General features: G+C 39.8%; 15 protein-coding genes. 11 read left to right on the forward strand and 4 right to left on the reverse strand.

Going from position 1 to position 18,418, the window contains the following annotated elements; all coding sequences use genetic code 11:
- Positions 1–18: 18 nt before the first annotated feature.
- Positions 19–810, reverse strand: a complete 792-nt coding sequence (locus tag HMPREF0693_RS10160) for an energy transducer TonB (RefSeq protein ID WP_004245235.1) — start codon at positions 808–810, stop codon at positions 19–21.
- Between the two features lie 171 nt (positions 811–981).
- Between HMPREF0693_RS10160 and HMPREF0693_RS10165 the strand changes: the two genes are divergently transcribed.
- The 5 genes from HMPREF0693_RS10165 to HMPREF0693_RS10185 all read left to right on the forward strand — a co-directional run bounded on the left by HMPREF0693_RS10165 (position 982) and on the right by HMPREF0693_RS10185 (position 9,947).
- Positions 982–1,530, forward strand: a complete 549-nt coding sequence (locus tag HMPREF0693_RS10165; RefSeq protein WP_004245236.1) for an RNA polymerase sigma factor — start codon at positions 982–984, stop codon at positions 1,528–1,530.
- A complete protein-coding gene (locus tag HMPREF0693_RS10170; protein WP_004245237.1) occupies positions 1,520–2,533 on the forward strand; it encodes a FecR family protein in 1,014 nt (337 codons plus the stop codon). The genes HMPREF0693_RS10165 and HMPREF0693_RS10170 overlap by 11 nt, the downstream gene beginning before the upstream one ends.
- A gap of 103 nt (positions 2,534–2,636) precedes the next feature.
- A complete protein-coding gene (locus tag HMPREF0693_RS10175) occupies positions 2,637–5,387 on the forward strand; it encodes a TonB-dependent receptor (protein WP_036932382.1) in 2,751 nt (916 codons plus the stop codon).
- 62 nt (positions 5,388–5,449) lie between these two features.
- On the forward strand, positions 5,450–7,159 hold the full coding sequence (locus tag HMPREF0693_RS10180) for an ABC transporter ATP-binding protein/permease (RefSeq protein WP_036894187.1): 1,710 nt from the start codon (positions 5,450–5,452) through the stop codon (positions 7,157–7,159).
- A complete protein-coding gene (locus HMPREF0693_RS10185; RefSeq protein ID WP_004245240.1) occupies positions 7,149–9,947 on the forward strand; it encodes a M16 family metallopeptidase in 2,799 nt (932 codons plus the stop codon). Before HMPREF0693_RS10180 ends, HMPREF0693_RS10185 begins: the two co-directional genes overlap by 11 nt.
- Before the next feature lie 116 nt (positions 9,948–10,063).
- On the opposite strand, the gene HMPREF0693_RS10190 is transcribed toward HMPREF0693_RS10185, so the two are convergent.
- Positions 10,064–10,480 (reverse strand): DoxX family protein, encoded by a 417-nt coding sequence (locus HMPREF0693_RS10190; protein WP_004245241.1) that lies wholly within the window; start codon positions 10,478–10,480, stop codon positions 10,064–10,066.
- A 269-nt stretch (positions 10,481–10,749) separates the two neighbouring features.
- On the opposite strand from HMPREF0693_RS10190, the gene HMPREF0693_RS10195 reads away from it, so the two are divergent.
- On the forward strand, positions 10,750–12,768 hold the full coding sequence (locus HMPREF0693_RS10195; protein ID WP_004245242.1) for an oxidoreductase: 2,019 nt from the start codon (positions 10,750–10,752) through the stop codon (positions 12,766–12,768).
- A gap of 138 nt (positions 12,769–12,906) precedes the next feature.
- Here HMPREF0693_RS10195 and sstT read toward each other — a convergent pair whose 3' ends face one another.
- Entirely contained in the window at positions 12,907–14,160 is a 1,254-nt protein-coding gene (sstT, locus tag HMPREF0693_RS10200) for a serine/threonine transporter SstT (RefSeq protein WP_004245243.1), read from the reverse strand.
- A gap of 723 nt (positions 14,161–14,883) precedes the next feature.
- Here sstT and HMPREF0693_RS10205 point away from each other — a divergent pair.
- From HMPREF0693_RS10205 to HMPREF0693_RS10225, 5 genes are all read left to right on the forward strand, one after another.
- Positions 14,884–15,552: a DedA family protein gene (locus HMPREF0693_RS10205; RefSeq protein WP_004245245.1), complete on the forward strand. Its 669-nt coding sequence runs from the start codon at positions 14,884–14,886 to the stop codon at positions 15,550–15,552.
- Positions 15,553–15,796: 244 nt separating this feature from the next.
- Positions 15,797–16,102: an ElaB/YgaM/YqjD family protein gene (locus HMPREF0693_RS10210; protein ID WP_004245246.1), complete on the forward strand. Its 306-nt coding sequence runs from the start codon at positions 15,797–15,799 to the stop codon at positions 16,100–16,102.
- A gap of 6 nt (positions 16,103–16,108) precedes the next feature.
- Entirely contained in the window at positions 16,109–16,519 is a 411-nt protein-coding gene (locus tag HMPREF0693_RS10215) for a phage holin family protein (RefSeq protein WP_004245247.1), read from the forward strand.
- Complete coding sequence (locus tag HMPREF0693_RS10220) at positions 16,503–16,808, forward strand: YqjK-like family protein (RefSeq protein WP_004245248.1); 306 nt, start codon at positions 16,503–16,505, stop codon at positions 16,806–16,808. Before HMPREF0693_RS10215 ends, HMPREF0693_RS10220 begins: the two co-directional genes overlap by 17 nt.
- 171 nt (positions 16,809–16,979) lie before the next feature.
- Positions 16,980–17,372, forward strand: a complete 393-nt coding sequence (locus HMPREF0693_RS10225; protein ID WP_004245249.1) for a DoxX family protein — start codon at positions 16,980–16,982, stop codon at positions 17,370–17,372.
- 72 nt (positions 17,373–17,444) lie between these two features.
- On the opposite strand, the gene HMPREF0693_RS10230 is transcribed toward HMPREF0693_RS10225, so the two are convergent.
- Positions 17,445–18,347: a LysR family transcriptional regulator gene (locus HMPREF0693_RS10230; RefSeq protein ID WP_004245250.1), complete on the reverse strand. Its 903-nt coding sequence runs from the start codon at positions 18,345–18,347 to the stop codon at positions 17,445–17,447.
- Positions 18,348–18,418: the final 71 nt, after the last annotated feature.

Here is an 18,418-nt window from a genome sequence, read left to right on the forward strand (position 1 = left end):
CACTATTCAATGACGATATTAACTACTTTGCCGATAGTCAAAGCTCAAGGGTGCAATAAATGAGAAAGAGCCGTTAACTAAACGGTGGCTTTCAGGTGCCGGAAATGGCGATGCCCGTTTAATAGTGTTAATCGCTTCTTTATCAAGGATACGATTACCTGACGAGGTTTGTATACTCACATCTAATAACTCACCTTTTGCATTGAGCGAAATTTCAACTTGTGTCACTCCCGTCGCTTTAAAACGTAATGCTGCACGAGGGTAACGTTTATACATATCAATATGGCTATGGACTAAACTTTCCCACCCCATTTGACCACTGCGAGATGATGAAGCGGTACTGGTAAAATCGGCACTACTGGTCGCGTTTTCACCTGATAAAGGGGCGGTTGTGGTATCTGCTGGCGCTTCTGAAACGGGAAGATCATCAGGCACTTTTACCACGACAGGCTTAGGCTTAACCACGGGTTTCACCTTTGGCTTTTCCGCAACTCGCTCATAAGTTCCCTGTTCGACTACAGGCATTTTAGGCACATCAAGTTGCTCTTTCATCGGCTCTGGCTCGGCAGCTTCTGGAACTGACATCACCTGTTCAGGCCCAACAGGAACCTCTTTGGGTTCTGCTTTTGCCAATTGATAAAGCCCCACTTGCATCGTCATTGCTGGAGGTAAAACCGCATATTGCTCATCTTTCGTCGTTATCCAACCTATAGCAACAACAACCAAGGTGACATGAAACACAATACTGGCAGTTAACCCACCAATAGAAAAGGACCAACGGCGTGGAAAAGTCGCCGACATACTACTCATAATTCTTGCCTCTGATTTTCTTTCTAATGAATTATAGGCATAATACAAACACAAATGATATTGCTTATTATTAATAATACAATAAAAAATTAGCTAAATATTGATTATAAAAATTCCTTATTAGAAGCAGTAATAGCTTATTATTTCACTCTTTTTTAGACACCAGAGACTATGACTAGCGATAAATCATTAGCACAAAAAATCAGTTGTGCCTACCAATCAACCTATGGTCAGCTTGTACGTTTTTTCCAAAAACGCACGGGTAATCACCATGATGCGGATGATTTGTCTCAAGATGTGTTTACACTATGGCTAAATCGAAAAGAACAAACTCCTGTCCAAGAGCAGCGTGCTTTTTTATTTAAAATAGCGAACCACGTTTTGATCGATCATTGGAGGAAAAACCAAAAACAAAAAAATATCTATCAAGAAGATTATCAATTAGAAGATGCGGTACAGAGCTATACGACAGAGCTTGATCCCGGGCACGTCCTTGAGCATCAACAGCGTTTAGATTTACTGACACAAGCTATTGATACTCTTCCTCCCCGCCGTCGAGAAGCTTTTATTCTTTATCGCTTTGATGGATTATCACAAAGCGAAATTGCAGAACAAATGGAAATTTCGATAAGCATGGTAGAGAAACATATTGCCGCAGCACTATTACATTGTAAAAGATATGTCGATGCAGGACAGGAGAAATGCACCAATGACGAGTAAGTCGGGAAATCAACCTCACACAGATGAGGCGCCTGCAACGCTTTTGGCAGATACCCATGATCAATTAAGCCAGCAATCTATTGATGAACAAGCTGCGCTTTGGTTCACCCGTCAACATAGTCAGCAAATGAGTTCACAGCAACGACAAGCCTTTAAACAGTGGGTAGCAGATAAAGATAATCAACAAGCTTATCAAGCTATCGCGGAAATTTGGCATAGTTGTGAAGCCTTACCACGCCCTACTATTGTGCCTATAGAAAAAAGGAAATCTTCACTCTGGCGCCCCTTTATTCACACTACAGCCGCACTCTGTTTAGTTGCTGTGTTATATCTTCCTTATAGTCATTTACCTGCCCTGTTAATGGATAATATGACCTTAGCCACCAGCAATTTTCCTAAAGAGATGACCCTCGCTGATGGCTCTAAAGTTTTTTTAAATAGAAATACACAGGTACGCGTCTCGTATGTCCAAACCCAAAGACGCCTTTGGTTAGATAAAGGTGAGGCTTATTTTAAAGTAAAACCCAATCCTTATCGGCCATTTTATGTCCATGCTGATGAGCGATTAATTAAAGTTGTCGGTACTGAATTTGAAGTGAGTCGTTATCAAAATAATCAAATTAGTGTCGCCGTACATGAAGGCATTGTTGAAGTTAAAGCCACAGAAAAATCCCCTGCGACTTACCTATATGCTGGCTCTCAAGCAATTAGCCAATCAACTGATAATCAATTTGTCATTTCCTCAGTCAATGCTGATTCTGTAGCAAGCTGGCGTTTTGGGCAACTCCATTTCTTTGAACAACCACTTGGTGACGTGATCACTAAATTAAAACCTTATCTGGATATCAACGTTCATATCTCATCAGCCGATGTAGCAAAAATAAAGGTATCAGGTGTAGCAAATATTAATGACGCGAAAAGCTTTATTACTGCACTTCCGCTACTTTTACCGGTTAATGTTATTTTTACTGATAAAAATAATGTGTTAATTATCAATAAGTAAAAACAAACATGAAAAATATTCTTTTTTACAGGTGAGGATAATTCTCATTTCACCCTCTTACTTAGTAACAAAAATTATTAAGTCTATGAATGGGATTGGTGAAATGAGAATACATAATAAAAAAAGGCCCCTAAAAAGGTCGCTACTCACATTATTAATAACGGCTACCGTGGCAGCCCCTTATAGTTATGCGGCAACGCTATCAGTCTCTTTACCAGAGCAATCTTTAGCTGATTCTTTAAACACTATTGCTAAACAAGGTCAGGTACAAATTCTGTTTGATGCCAACGCAATAAAAAACTTACGGGCTCCTGCACTCTCTGGTCAATATGAAACCCATACCGCATTACAAAAGGTGTTAATCGGTAGTGGTATGGAAATTATTTCACAGGGAAATGGCTTTGTTATTCGTCCATTAGCAACAAGCAGTACGATTGTGATCCCTGAAGTTAAAGTCACAGGGGTGGGAAGCAGTTATCATCCTGCTACAGATGTTGTTTCAGCACCACAATACATCACCTCTGAAGAGATAAAGCAACGTAATACTGGCGATGGCAATGTCACCGACTTACTTAAAAGTAACCCTGCGGTTCAATTTGCAAATAACGATAGCAACTCGATGAACCAAGGTGAAATTAAGCCCTCACGTATTTCTATTCATGGCTCCAGTAGCTATCAAAATGCCTATAAACTTGATGGCGTCAGTTTTAATAATGACTTTGATCCGGCCAATTCGGGCAATGGTGAAACCAATACCCGTATTACCAGTGATGAGCAAGGGATGTATCTTGATAGTCGACTTATTGATAGTGTCACCGTTTACGATAACAATATTCCCGTTGAATTTGGCGGATTTACTGGAGGCACAGTTGAAGTACAAAGTCGTCGTTGGTCTGGTGAAACCCATGCCAATGCCTATTACCGTACTACCCGTTCAAGCTGGAATAATATTTTCACCGATCCCAAATTAAAATTTGATACTGCAAATAATGATTTTAGTAATCCAGCCCGTTTCCAGAAAAAATATGATAAACAAAACTATGGCGGTTGGTTTGAAACAGGTTTAACGGAAAATACAGGATTAATTTTCTCAGCTTCTCGTCGGGAATCAACCATTCCGATGATGATAAGTGCTGAAGGGGGAATTGTTCACACCCCTGAAGGCGAATTAGAGCATGTATTACAAAGCCCACATTATCGTGATCAAACGCGTACTTCAGATAACTACTTTATCAAATATTCTTGGAATATCTCTGATAAACAATCTTTTGATCTATCAAGTAATATTGCCCGTTATAAGAGCTATCTGTTCTCCAGCTCTGTGTATAACTCCGGTTATGATAATGAACATAATGGACTCAGTTTTACCGCCCTTTATAAGCATCAACTTGCGCTAGGAACCTTAGAGTTAACCGCAGGTTATCAAAATCTGGAAGATAAACGCACCAATGATCAAGACTACTTTATCAAAGTAGAAGATTACACTGATTGGCAACACCCTAATCAAGTCTCCAGTGGTGGTCAAGGTGATCTGCGTAGTAAACAAGAAACCTATAGCGCCAAGAGTATTATGCGTTTTGATCCCATCGTGTGGGGTACCGTCACTCATCGCCCCACCACCGGATTTGAAATTAGCCGCACCAAAGGCGCTTATATTCGTGATAAAACCTATTACAACTATACCTATCGCGGCATGACGGTCAATGATGAATGGATGGGAAGCTTATCACAAACGACGCGTTTTCTAGCGGGTACCCATAATGCGTCTTATATCAATTATTCATTTTTTATTGACGATAATATTCAATATAAACGCCTCACCTTACGTCCCGGTGTACGTTTAGATCGTGATGATTTTGTACAAAAAAACAACCTCTCACCTCGTTTAAGTGCTACTTACGATATTTGGGGCACAGGTAATACTTTAATTATTGGTGGGGTAAACCGTTACTATGGACGTTCAATGCTCACTTACGCCCTTTATGGTGCGCAAAATGCCGGTTTACAACACTGCTATTTTGACTGTCAAACATCGGAGGAAAAGTGGACTAATCGTACCGACTTTGATGGTGTTGATTCACTAAAAACCCCTTATAACGATGAATTCACTCTAGGTCTACAACAAGAGATAGCCTCAACCACTTGGCGTTTACAGTATGTGCATCGCAATGGTCGTGATGAGGTGCGTAGTGATACTAAATATCCAGACTCAACCATTGATGAAAAACGTGCTATTCGCCACTTCAATAATAATGGTCGTAGTACACACGATACCTTAACGCTCTCCGTGAGAAATAGCCAACCATGGGAGCTTGCTAAAGCCGATCACGTCTTTAATGCTTCGATTAGCTGGCAAAAAAGCAAAACCAATACGCCAAAAGACTCAGGTTATGCCAATTTTGATCCCAGCGTTCAAGGGATGAACTATGACAAGGTGTGGTATGGCGGAAAAATTATCAATGCCAAAGACTTACCCTCTGACAACTTTAACTCGCCGTTAAAAGTGACCGCTGAGCTAACCAGTGTTTGGGATGATGTAGGAGTGACTTGGTTTAACCGTTTGCAATGGAATGGAGCTCGTTCACAAGCAGAGAAAGCCAATAATGGTGCGCCAAAACCAAGTGAGTACGGCCCGCTATTTGAATATAAAAAACGTCATTACAGTAGTCGTTTTACTTGGGATACCAAGCTCAGTTGGCAGCCTGAATTTGCTTACGGTGTAGGTATTTCCGTTGAAGTGAATAACGTACTCAATACCAAAAATGTCAATGATTACATTACCTATCAAGATAAAGAGTACAAATCTTACGAGCCAGGTCGACAGTTCTGGCTACAAGTCAGCTATGACTATTAAAAATTGATGAAGTTAATGTGAGCAACCGAGTCAATAAACAATAAAAACATGACAAATAAGCAATGAAAACAATAAAACAATTTTTCTATTTGGTTTCACCTTTTTGGGGGCGGCGTGCCGCCCTTTACTGCTGGTTCCTATTAATTCTCTCTTTAACGTTAACCCTCTCATCCGTTTGGTTTAACGTCAAAATGAATGAATGGAATGGCAGCTTCTATAACGCCCTACAACAACTCGATGGGCAAGCCTTATATAAACTGCTTCAACAGTTTGTGATTATTATTGCCGGATTAATTACCGTAGTCGTGATGGGTGATTTCTTACGCCAAAAAATGATCATTCGCTGGCGTGAAGGTATGACAGAGCAAGTGCTTGAGCGCTGGCTATCAAAAAATAGTAAACACTATATGTTGCGGTTAACCTCGCAAGAGCCAGATAACCCCGACCAACGAATTGCTGAAGATATTCGTTTACTGATTGAATCGACAATGCGCTTAACGGTGACCTTTTTACATTCACTGTTAACGCTTATCTCTTTTGCCACTATTTTATGGTCACTCTCTGGTGCGCTCTCTTTCTCTTTAGCAGGCAAAGAGTGGAATATACCGGGTTATATGTTCTGGGCCTGTATTATTTATACTCTTATCGGGATCACCATCACCCAGCTCATTGGTTCTCCATTACGTAAAATCAATATGGATAAACAGCGTAAAGAGGCGGATTACCGTACTGCGCTTATCACACGTAAACAACATGGTGATGCTATTGCTGGTCAACGGGGTGAAATGAGCGATCGTCATGAACTGATGGGACGCTTTTTAGAGGTGATCCGCAACTGGAATAACCTTATCCGTTATGAAAGAAACCTTGCTTTCTTTACTGTGGGTTATCAGCAAGCCACGGCAATGGCGCCAATTATTTTTGCTTTGCCAAAATTCCTCGCCGGCGAATTAATGCTAGGGGGATTAATGCAGTTACGACAAGCCTTCTCCAGTGTTGCTGGGGCATTAAGCTGGTTTATTTTCTCCTATAAAGAAATTGCTGCATGGCAGGCAACGGTTACCCGTCTTTATCATTTTGTGGTGTTGTTAGAGCATGATCACCAACCTGAGATCACCGAGTTAGATGATAAACAAACTAAGCTGACAGCCAATTTATCGTTGTTTATGCAAGACGATAGATTATTAATTAACAATATTCACTTTTCTCTCAAAGCGGGTGAATTGGCGGTAATTGAAGGTAGCTCAGGTATCGGGAAATCAACGCTGTTACGTGCGTTAAGCGGCCACTGGCCTTATTTTAAAGGAGATATTCAACGGGTAACCAATATCAGTTGGCTCCCACAACGTATGTATCTGCCTGTTGCCCGCTTAGATAGCTTATTAGCTTATCCTTGCCAAGCATCTCAGTTCTCACAACAAGAGTACCAAGAAGTGCTTCATTGGGTGGGGCTAGATAAAATAAAAAATCAGCTTTCACTGGAAACAGATTGGACAACACGCTTATCCGGTGGTGAACAACAACGTCTTATCTTTGCCCGTTTATTACTCAATAAACCCGATCTTATTTTATTAGATGAAACCACATCCGCTCTTGATGAACAAAATGCCCTACATATGTTGTTATTACTTAAACAGCATCTACCAACCTCGGGCATTGTCTTAGTCAGTCATCAGCGTTTCACTCACGCTATTGCCGAGCAAGTAATTTCATTACAAGCGCCGACTGCGTCCTCCTCTCAATCAGCTGGAGTTACTGAATATGTATCGTAAGTTACTGATTATCTCAGTCAGTTTATCACTTCTGGGTTGTGCAACAGGCAACTCGTCTGAGCATACCAATAATGCCCTTTCACTGCGCCCCGATATTCGCCATTTTACGCTTGATAATGGCTTAAATGTCTATTTGCTACAACGCCCACAAACGGGGGTTGAAATGCGTTTACTGGTGAAAAGTGGCTCGGTACAAGAAGATGAAAAACAACTTGGCTTTGCCCACTTTACCGAGCATATGGCCTTTAAAGGCACGACTCATTTTCCGGGAACAACTGGGTTTAAACAACTTGAAAGCCTAGGAATGAAGTTGGGGAGTCATGTTAATGCGGCAACGAGCTTAAACTCAACAACCTATAAATTATCCCTGCCTAATGCCAATCCGACCCAAATAAAAACAGGGTTGAGGATCTTATCCGATTGGGCCTTTGGCATGACATTTGATCCCGTTGAGTTTGATAAAGAGCGTCCAGTGATCGTCGAGGAGTGGCGATTACGCCAAGGTATTGGTTTTCGTATTAATCGCCAACTTGAAGAGTTACGTTATTATGGCAGTCGTTATCTAGATCGTGATCCCATTGGGGACTTAGATATCGTTAAGCATGGTGATGTCAAAGAAGCAAAACGTTATTACGATACTTGGTATCAGCCTGAAAGAATGGCATTGGTGTTAGTGGGTAATTTTAATCAAGGTGATGCGATTGCTGATATTACCCAAATGTTCAATGCAAAAAATAGTGAAAACAAAGGCGTTGACTCTCCATCATGGCACCGCTTTATCGACAATAAAGATTTATTAGTAAAGACGATTTTTGATAAAGAGCAAGGCTCACGCATTGTGCAATTCACTCTACAGCGTACACTGCCTGCACCATTAAATAGTCGCCAAGGTCAATATGATGATTTAATGGACTCGTTGTGGCTCTCTATCTTAAATCAGCGCTTTTCAACCATTGTTGATAATGGGTTAGTGCCTTCCGTCAGTGCCAATACACAAGGTGCGATGTTAGATGCCCGTCGCTCACAACAATTGATGATTGCCCATCCTAAAGGGGATGATTATCAAGGTACATTAGATATTCTATTTACTGAAGTACAGCGTTTAGCCTCACAGCCAGTATCTCAGCAAGAGTTAGATAATGCCCGCAATGCGCTGTTAAAACGTCTTAGCCAACAAGCTGCTGGTGAAGAGCGCTATGAGCATGGTTATTTAGCTAACCAAATTACTACGGCACTTGAATTAGAAATGCCAATCCAAAGCAAAAAGCAGGCGTTAAACTTAAGTTATCAACTAATAAATAACGTTACACCTGATACCTTAAAACACTATTTTGCCCAATACCTAACACAAGCTTCACCACGAGTGGCAATTATCGGCCCAGATAGTGATAGTCAGGTATTTAGTGCCACTAAAGCCTCGCAACGCTGGCAAGAGATTAGACAATCTGATCCCGGTGCGTTTACATTGAAAACCCATGCGGTGGTATTAGATATTAAACCTGAGCAAACCGGTACTGTTGTCACCACACAAACACTTCCGATTGAAAAAACACAGCTGTGGACACTGAGCAATAACGTAAAAGTTATTATTAAAAATGACCAGTGGCTAAAAGACAATATCCAAGTATCACTGCGTATTCCCGGAGGTGTTTCTCTGGAAACAGGACAAAGTTTAGGCTTGGTTCAGTGGGCATTAAACTTACCAGAAGTGAGTGGATATGGGCATTACAACGCAAGAGAGTTAGCGTTATTTAGTAAACAGCATCAAATCAGTTTGCGTCCATACAGTGAGTTGTTATTCCACGGCTTGCGTGGCGAAGCGCCTATTGATGAGTTAGACACCTTGTTGGCCTTATTGCATTTAAAAGTGACAGCACCACAATTTAATGGGCAAAAATTAGAGCAACAAAAACAAGCAACGGCATTAGGGATCGCCAAAACACCAGTTGAACGTATTTTCTTAGATCATATTAATAAAGAGAGCTATCAAAACGGCGAGCGCTTAGTGATTTCGCCACAAGGCCCTTGGCAACAGTTTACCGCCCAACAATTACAACAAACGAATCAATCACTTCTAGGACAGCCTGCCGATATGGTATTGGTGATTAGTGGGCCTATTAACCTAAATCAGGTCAAACCGATGATCGAACGTTGGATAGCAACGCTACCGACACGTTCATCGCAACGTCTATTTTGGGCTGATCCGGCGATTAATCCCAAATTAAGCTCATTTAATAAAACCTACCCTATTGCCAGTAGCGATAAGAGTATGATCAGTATTCAATACGCAGCCAAAGCCCAATGGTCACAACAGCAACTGTTAGCACTTAACTTGCTTGATACCGTTGTCAGCCAACGTTTAAGGCTTAATCTTCGTGAACGAGCGGGCGGGATCTACTCGCTAGGCTTTTCTGAGTCATTAACCAAGCTACCAAGTAGTTTTTATACCGGACGTTTAAACTTTACCGCATCACCACAGCGGGCAGATGAATTAATTGCACTTGCGCGTAAAGTGGTCAATGACGTAAAACAAGCGGGTATTACCGATAAAGAATTACAAGAGGCAAAAAATATTTGGTTAACTGAATATGGGCAAGCCAAAGAGAGTGCTAGCTATTGGACTGATGCACTTGCTCAAGTGGCAACAGATGACCAACAATATCAACGACTATTAACTGAGACTGCGATTGTCAACGGAATAAGTGTCAGTGATGTTAATCAAGTTGCTCGTCAGTGGTTGGGTGAAAATGAAAAAATCTTCAAACTAACACCGCCAACAAAGCAATAAATTTCTATTTATCACTTTAATAATAAACGCCCAGCATATCTTTATTCTGGGCGTTTATTCATCTAACCTGAATAACTTAGCAATATTTCATTCAATATTATTGTCTATTAAATTTATTAATCTTTTTTGAGCGCCCAACGACCACTCCCCAAAAACATCACCGCAATCGCAGCAAACATATAGAAGCCAGCACTTTCAGGTGCCCATCCCCCCGTTTTGGGATCTAAGGCTAAAAGATCACCGGAATGTACCATCAGCACCGCAACCCCCATGGTTGCCGCCACAACAAATGCTGAAAATCGAGTAAATAAACCGATAATCAGTAAGATAGGACATAGAACTTCACCCAGTAATGTGCCATAAGCAATAAATGCAGGTAAATTAATATTTGCCAACATTCCCTGTATACCGGCAAGTCCTCCTGGCTCCATTTTGTGTAATCCGTGTAATAACATTAAGACACCTAGCGAAACACGTAAAACAAACTTACCTAAATCGGGGTGGTTTGTAAGCTGATTAAATTTATTAATCATAACGTCTCCAAAATCAACAATGTGATGGGCATTTTTAATACGTATTAATGGGTATTTATTATTATATGATTAAAAAATATGAATGAGTGCAATTTTTATTATCATTATTTGTTATGGTTGACGAGGCATTTAGATTATTATCGTTTAATTAGGAGCTATTCACCTTTTCCATGATTAAGATCACAACTTATTAACATAATCAACTCTTAATCAGCAACTTCTCGTTATGCTATAGATATCTCATCTGACCAGTATAAAAAAGGTATCTGATGGCACACTATTCTTATTTATTTACTCCCCTTGATTTAGGGTTTACTACGCTTAAAAATCGTATTTTGATGGGCTCGATGCATACTGGACTAGAAGAAGATCCACATGATGCACCTAAGCTTGCTGAATTTTATGCTCAAAGAGCTGCAGCAGGGGTGGCACTTATTGTCACCGGTGGGATCTCCCCTAATAAGCAAGGTGTATTGTTGCCACATGCAGCAACGCTAATGTCAGAAGATCAACTCGCTTCTCATCAATTAGTCACTGATGCGGTACATAAACAGGATGGGAAAATCGCTTTACAGATTTTACATACTGGTCGTTATAGTTATCAGCCTAATTTAGTCGCCCCTTCAGCGATCCAATCGCCTATCACCCCTTTTATGCCCCAAGCAATGAGTCATGAGCAGATAGAACAGACTATTGAAGATTATATTCATTGCGCTAAGTTGGCTCAGAAAGCAGGCTATGATGGTGTTGAGATCATGGGATCTGAAGGCTATTTAATTAACCAGTTTTTAGTAAGTCATACGAATCAACGCGATGATCAATGGGGTGGCTCTATTGAAAATCGTTGTCGTTTTGCATTACGTATTTTAGCTGGCATAAGAGAAGCTGTGGGTGAACACTTTATCATTATCTATCGTTTATCAATGTTAGATTTAATTACCGAGGGAGCTAATGCCTCAGAGGTATTTTATCTTGCTCAAGCAGTAGAAAAGGCCGGAGCAACCCTAATCAACAGTGGTATTGGTTGGCATGAAGCCCGTATCCCCACTATTGCCACTATGGTACCAAGAGGACAATTTGCTTATGTCACTCGCCAATTGATGGGAAAAATCAATATTCCTCTTATCACTTCTAATCGTATCAATACACCTCAAGTGGCTGAAGCTATTTTAGCGGAAGGCTGTGCAGATATGGTGTCTATGGCGCGTCCTTTTCTTGCCGATCCGCAATTCGTATTAAAAGCGCAACTTGGTCGCGAGGATGAGATAAACACCTGTATTGCCTGCAACCAAGCTTGCTTAGATGAGATATTCAGTGGTCACCCAGCATCTTGTCTTGTAAACCCTTTTGCCTGTCGAGAAACAGAGCTTATTTTAACCCCGACTCAAGCCCCTAAAAAAATTGCTGTCGTTGGCGCAGGCCCCGCAGGATTAGCATTTGCCATTACAGCAGCTAAACGTGGTCATCATATTACTTTATTTGAAAAAGAAGACCGTATTGGTGGACAACTCAATATTGCCAGTCAAATTCCGGGTAAAGAAGAATTTAAAGAGACATTGCGCTACTTTAAGCGGCAATTGCAAATCACAGGGGTGATCGTAAAAAATAATACGGAAGCGACACTTTCCCATCTGCAACATTTTGATGAAATTATTTTAGCCAGTGGTGTTATCCCTCATATTCCAGAGATTGATGGCCATGATAATCCGATAGTAAAAACCTATCTTGATGTCCTTAAATACCATCAGCCAACCGGCGAAAAAGTGGTGATTATTGGCAGTGGTGGTATTGGTTTTGACACTGGCCTTTATCTTACCCAAACAGGCCAATGCAGTAGTTTAAGCCCTTGTGCATTTAATAAAGAGTGGGGAATTGACCCAACACTTACGCATCGCGGAGGGATCACCTCAGCCGATCCTTTTATTAAAAAAGACAAACAGATTGTTATGACGCAACGTAAAAGTGGGAAATTTGGCTTAAGTTTAGGTAAAACAACAGGCTGGATACATCGCTTAACATTGCAGAAAAAAGGGGTCAAATGGCTAACGGGCTGCCATTATCAAAAAATTACCGAGCAAGGGGTAATAATTGAACATAATGAACAACAGCAACTGCTCGCGGCTGATAGCGTGATTTTATGTACCGGGCAACAATCTTATCGTCCGCTACTGCAAGCGTTACAACAAGAAAATAAAACCGTCCATCTTATTGGCGGGGCAAAAGAGGCTAAAGCATTAGATGCCAAACGAGCCATTAAGCAGGGAACAGAATTAGCACTTACTATTTAACACTCGATTTATCATATCAATAACCAGAAACCCCATATAGTTTCCTATATGGGGTTCTGTTTTTATTATTAATTTTTGTTGTTACTTACTACCCTTCCTGTCTTACTACTCTTTATATCTATTTACTACTTATACTCTTTAGCCATTATTTTTTTCAGTTAATGGGTTGGCAACTAAACGCTCATCTTCGGCTATGCAGACCGTTGCGGTAAATAGCACATCAGTTGATGAGTTTAATGCAGTCTCTGCTGAATCTTGTAAGACACCAATCATCACACCTACCGCAACCACTTGCATCGCAAGATCATTACTAATACCGAACATGCTACAAGCAAGCGGAATTAACAGTAGCGAGCCACCAGCAACCCCTGATGCACCACAAGCACAAATAGCAGCAACAAGGCTTAGCAATAAGGCTGTTGGAATATCCACAGGCATACCCAAGGTATTTACCGCAGCAAGTGTTAAAATAGTAATAGTGATTGCCGCTCCCCCCATATTAATGGTCGCACCTAATGGGATTGAGACAGAATAGGTATCTTCATTTAAATTCATACGACGACACATTGCCATATTCACCGGAATATTAGCCGCTGAACTACGCGTAAAGAAGGCAGTAACACCACTTTCACGTAAGCAAGCCCATACTAATGGATAAGGATTACGGCGAATTTTCCAAAATACAATCAATGGGTTGACAACGAGCGCAACAAACAGCATACAACCAATTAAAACAAGTAAGACATGCAAGTAGCCAGCTAAAGCTTTAAAGCCAGTCGTAGCAATGGTTGATGATACCAAGCCAAAAATCCCGATTGGCGCTAAACGGATCACCACACGCACAAGGTTAGTTACCGCATCTGCAAAATCTTGTGTTAATGCTTTAGTCGTATCACTTGCATGTCGTAACGCTAAACCTAAGCCAATAGCCCAAGCTAAAATCCCCATATAATTGCCGTTAATCAGTGCATCTACAGGGTTAGCCACCACATTAATTAATACACCTTTTAAGACTTCAGCAATATTTTCAGGTGGCGATAGCTGTGAATTATTGACAACTAGCGTTAATACTGAGGGAAACACAAAGCTTGCCACTACTGCTGTTAGTGCAGCAAAGAAAGTCGCCAGCAGATAAAGCACTAATATGGGACGTATACTGGTTTTTTGTCCTTGACGGTGGTTGGCAATCGAAGCCATAACCAATACCCAGACTAAAACAGGCGCAACGGCTTTTAAGGCACTAATAAATAAGTTACCTAATAAGCTCATCATTTTAGCCACTTCTGGTGCTAACCAAGCCAGTAAAATACCCGCAATTAAACCAGCAAGTATTTGTTTAACGAGACTTCCCTGAAAAAGCAGGTTAAGTACTCTGGATTGTTGTTTATCCATAGTTATTCCATTACTTAAAATAATATTTAAAAAAGCAATTGTGTGCTTGCTTTTGCCAGTATAAGGAAATGAATCTTGCTGAAAAGCTTATTTTGCAAAATATACATCATTAGCTATTTTTGTTAACAACAAAATAACACAATTGTGATCATAATAGGATTTTGTTCTTTTTAACGTACAGTCCACAAATGAAAGAAATTATTATTATCATAAGGTTAGATTTAATCGTTAAATAAAAAACTAACTCTTATACTATTTACCTTGATTTTTCTTAATCACTTGATGAGTTTAATTTTAACTTTTTAATAACATCTTAATTAGTTTAACTAGCCGATTGGCAACTTTAAAACACTTTTTTTGATGAATAAATAACCATGATATTAGCTTCAATCAGCAAGGAAAAATAATGCTTTTTTATCTCAGTAAAACATCATCATAGTAATTCTATTATTACGTTTTCTTAAGGTTTTTTCTTTAAAACAACATATCCTAAACTGGAAAACAAAAGTGAATGTCTTTTTTCAAATATTCTTGCTCAATGAAGCGCTTGTAGGGTATTTAAGTGAAAAAATTTTCTGTCTAGTTTTTATTGATTTTGTTAGAGTGTTGCTGTTTTAAACAATGAAAAATAAACCCTATGATATGTATTACGGGTAAATAGATAACAAGAGAGAATGTTTTTGTATTTACCCCCGAATGACTCAGTTTTAGGAAGCCTTTTATATGGAAATCGTAAGAGAGCTGTTCTTGGCGCTTTGGCATCAAGATTACGAAACCTTAGCGAATCCCTCACTGCTTTGGATTATTTACATTTTATTATTCAGCATACTATTCCTAGAAAACGGAGTACTACCCGCAGCTTTCTTACCAGGAGACAGCTTATTAATTTTAGTGGGTGTGTTAATTGCTAAAGGAACCATGGATTTTCCATTAACCTTACTTATTCTAACGGCAGGTGCTAGCTTAGGTTGTTGGCTGGGTTATCTGCAAGGGAAGTGGCTTGGTAACACCCGACTTGTACGAAGTTGGTTATCACATTTACCAGAACACTACCACCAACGAGCCCATGGACTTTTCCATCGACATGGCTTGGCGGCGTTACTTATTGGTCGTTTTCTCGCTTTTGTTAGAACATTATTGCCGACTATTGCCGGCCTTGCTGGCTTACAAAACGGTCGTTTTCAAGTTTTTAATTGGCTAAGTGGTCTGTTATGGGTTGGTATTTTAACCACCTTAGGCTATTTATTAGGAAATAGTCCGTTATTCCGCCAATATGAGCATCATTTAATGAATTTTCTGATGCTACTGCCTGTTTGTTTATTAGTGATTGGCTTAATCGGGAGTGTATGGGTCGTCATTAAGAAGAAAAGTAAACAGAGTAATCAACCATAATCTATCGCTATTTCTATTATTTTTTATAGCGTTAATATTTAGCATCTTAAAGCCTGTTTTATGATTAAAACAGGCTTTTGTTTTTTATTTCAAGCTATTACTGATTATTTTTTTAATATCACCCTTGGCAAGAATAAGACTTTTCTCTTTTTTAGGGAATAAAGTCATTATTTAATTTTATTATATGGTAAATCTAGTCTATTGTTATAGGTATAACCTCATATCTTGATTAAAGGAGTTACTCATGTCACACCAACGTTCAAATGAAGATCTGCGTAGTGAATTAAAATCTCTGGCTGATACTCTAGAAGAAGTTCTGAACTCCTCGGCAGATAAATCAAAAGAGGAATTACAAAGTTTACGAGAAAAAGCTGAATATGCGCTACGTGGCTCTCGTGCAAAACTCAGTGATGCAGGTAGAGAAATCGTCGATAACACTAAAGAAATGGCGGGTAAAGCGGACAACTATGTGCGTGAAAACCCATGGACAGGTGTTGGTATTGGCGCGGCAGTAGGTGTCGTACTCGGTGTTCTACTTTCGAAACGTTAATCCATAATGAGTGATACTCAAAGACCACAGGGCCCCGCATCCGGGGTTCTGAATTCTCTTAGTCGTATTGGCGCTGTTATCGTTGGCATGGTTGAAACCCGCCTAAAATTAATCGCCATCGAACTAGAAGAAGAAAAAATTACACTTATTCAGCTTATTTTAATGGCGGGGATCACCTTATTACTCACCGCCTTTGGCTTAATGAGTCTACTTATTCTCCTCTTTTGGGTGATCCCACCTGAATATCGTATTCATGCTTTAGCGATTACAACGGCTATTTTGCTAGTTGGTGCCTTAATAGGTGCTATCATGACATTGAGAAAAGCCCGCAATTCAACGCTGTTAGGTGATACTCGCCAACAACTAGAATTAGATAAGCGTCTTTTGGAGCAATACTGCGATGAGCAAACAAAATAGACGCACCTTAGCATTAGCAAGACGCAAAAAGCTGTTGTTGGATGAAATTCAACAACAGCGCACTCAATTAGCGCAAGAGGGGCAAACATGGTTAGAGGTCACAGCACCTTATGATAAAGCATGGAATATCTTAACCTCGTTAAAACCTATCTTGTTAATAGGGGCGAGCGTGGTATCTCTTTATAGCATTAAGCACCCTAAAAAACTGGTTCGTTGGGGACGACGGGCGATAGGCGCTGTTGGTTTAATACGCACATTACAGAAGTCTGTCAAAAAAACCGCTGACTAAACATCAATTTTTTTGTGTAAGAATGTTAATTCTTCTTAATATCCTCCATATTATTTTTTCTTTATTGTATATCTCAAGCCAAACAGTGGTTATTTACACTAAAAACTGGCAATTAAACAAATAAAATACAGATATATTAAATAATATAAAATTTTATCAGGAATAAACATCATGAAGAATTTTGAAAACATTGCCTTATTAATCGCACGTATTCTCATGCCAATTTTATTTATCAGCGCAGGGTATGGAAAAATTGAAGCCTATGAAGGTACTCAACAATATATGCAATCAATGGGTGTTCCGGGAGCCTTATTGCCTTTAACCATTTTATTAGAGTTAGGGGGTGGATTAGCCATATTATTCGGTTTCTTAACTCGCACAACGGCTATCTTTACCAGTGTATTTACGCTGTTAACCGCACTACTGTTCCACACTAACTTTGCAGAAGGGGCAAATCAGTTAATGTTTATGAAAAATATGACTATTGCGGGTGGCTATTTATTACTGGTTATCACAGGTCCGGGTAAATGGAGCTTAGATCGCCTATTTAAGAAAAATTGGTAATAATAGATTTAATAATAAAAAGATCCTCTAGGGGATCTTTTTTAATTGCATTATCAAACTCTAGCGAACAAACTATTTTTTATCCGCGGCAAAGAGTTTAGGAATTTCGCGTAAACACCAGGATTTAGCTTCTCCCATACTGTCTCTGCGCCACGCCATAATAATATTATTTTCATGATGATATTCAGGGCCAACCACACGCAAACGCCCCTCTTTTAAATCATCTTCAATTAAATCAATAGGCATAGTAGCAACCCCTAAACCGGCAATTAATGCTCGACGTTTATCTTCAATCGAACTCACCGTTAAACGACGCTGTTTATCTAATAACAGTACAGTTAAAACAGGTCGTTCTCTTGCGGTATCGGCGATAGCAATACCGCGATATTTTAAGCGAGTTTCTTCTGCAAGTGGTTCAGGTTCATTATGGATAGGGTGATCAGGGCTGGCAACATAGACACTAGTGGTATTATATAAAGGGCGGAAATTGATTTCTGATGAAGAACGAAAATGCATATCCGGTGAAATAACAATATCACATTTACCACTTTCTAAGCTTTCCCATGCCCCAGCAAGTACTTCGGTGACTAAAGAGAGTTGTGTATTTGATTTTTCAGCTAATTTTTCAACTAACGGGAATAAGCGAGATGCGGGTGTTAATGCTTCACACACAATCGTAATATGTGGCTCCCAACCGCGAGCTAGCGCTTCAGCATCAGAAGTTAATTTATCTGCAGCTTCAAGAAGAATACGCCCTCTTTCAAGTAACATTCTTCCCACATTAGTAAATTTAGTTCGATGTCCTGAACGGTCAAATAGCACAACATCCAAATCTTCTTCTAATTTCTGCATGGTATAACTGAGTGCTGATGGGACGCGATTTAGCTCATCAGCGGCGGCAGCAAAACTTCCTCTACGATCAATGGCATCCATCACTCGTAGAGATTCCAATGTAATGGCTTTATCTTTACTCATTATACTTATCTCTATCAAATAATTTGATTATTGGCACCAGATTAACTTGCTAACAATCTACAGTCCATATC

Origin of the sequence: Proteus mirabilis ATCC 29906, from assembly GCF_000160755.1 — a bacterium.
Classification (GTDB): domain Bacteria; phylum Pseudomonadota; class Gammaproteobacteria; order Enterobacterales; family Enterobacteriaceae; genus Proteus; species Proteus mirabilis.

Coding starts and splice junctions, on each gene's coding strand:
- HMPREF0693_RS10230 (WP_004245250.1), bottom strand. CDS start 18,347: ATGAGTAAAGATAAAGCCATTACATTGGAATCTCTACGAGTGATGGAT.
- HMPREF0693_RS10210 (WP_004245246.1), top strand. CDS start 15,797: ATGTCACACCAACGTTCAAATGAAGATCTGCGTAGTGAATTAAAATCT.
- sstT (WP_004245243.1), bottom strand. CDS start 14,160: ATGGATAAACAACAATCCAGAGTACTTAACCTGCTTTTTCAGGGAAGT.
- HMPREF0693_RS10215 (WP_004245247.1), top strand. CDS start 16,109: ATGAGTGATACTCAAAGACCACAGGGCCCCGCATCCGGGGTTCTGAAT.
- HMPREF0693_RS10160 (WP_004245235.1), bottom strand. CDS start 810: ATGAGTAGTATGTCGGCGACTTTTCCACGCCGTTGGTCCTTTTCTATT.
- HMPREF0693_RS10195 (WP_004245242.1), top strand. CDS start 10,750: ATGGCACACTATTCTTATTTATTTACTCCCCTTGATTTAGGGTTTACT.
- HMPREF0693_RS10170 (WP_004245237.1), top strand. CDS start 1,520: ATGACGAGTAAGTCGGGAAATCAACCTCACACAGATGAGGCGCCTGCA.
- HMPREF0693_RS10220 (WP_004245248.1), top strand. CDS start 16,503: ATGAGCAAACAAAATAGACGCACCTTAGCATTAGCAAGACGCAAAAAG.
- HMPREF0693_RS10175 (WP_036932382.1), top strand. CDS start 2,637: ATGAGAATACATAATAAAAAAAGGCCCCTAAAAAGGTCGCTACTCACA.
- HMPREF0693_RS10225 (WP_004245249.1), top strand. CDS start 16,980: ATGAAGAATTTTGAAAACATTGCCTTATTAATCGCACGTATTCTCATG.
- HMPREF0693_RS10205 (WP_004245245.1), top strand. CDS start 14,884: ATGGAAATCGTAAGAGAGCTGTTCTTGGCGCTTTGGCATCAAGATTAC.
- HMPREF0693_RS10185 (WP_004245240.1), top strand. CDS start 7,149: ATGTATCGTAAGTTACTGATTATCTCAGTCAGTTTATCACTTCTGGGT.
- HMPREF0693_RS10165 (WP_004245236.1), top strand. CDS start 982: ATGACTAGCGATAAATCATTAGCACAAAAAATCAGTTGTGCCTACCAA.
- HMPREF0693_RS10190 (WP_004245241.1), bottom strand. CDS start 10,480: ATGATTAATAAATTTAATCAGCTTACAAACCACCCCGATTTAGGTAAG.
- HMPREF0693_RS10180 (WP_036894187.1), top strand. CDS start 5,450: ATGAAAACAATAAAACAATTTTTCTATTTGGTTTCACCTTTTTGGGGG.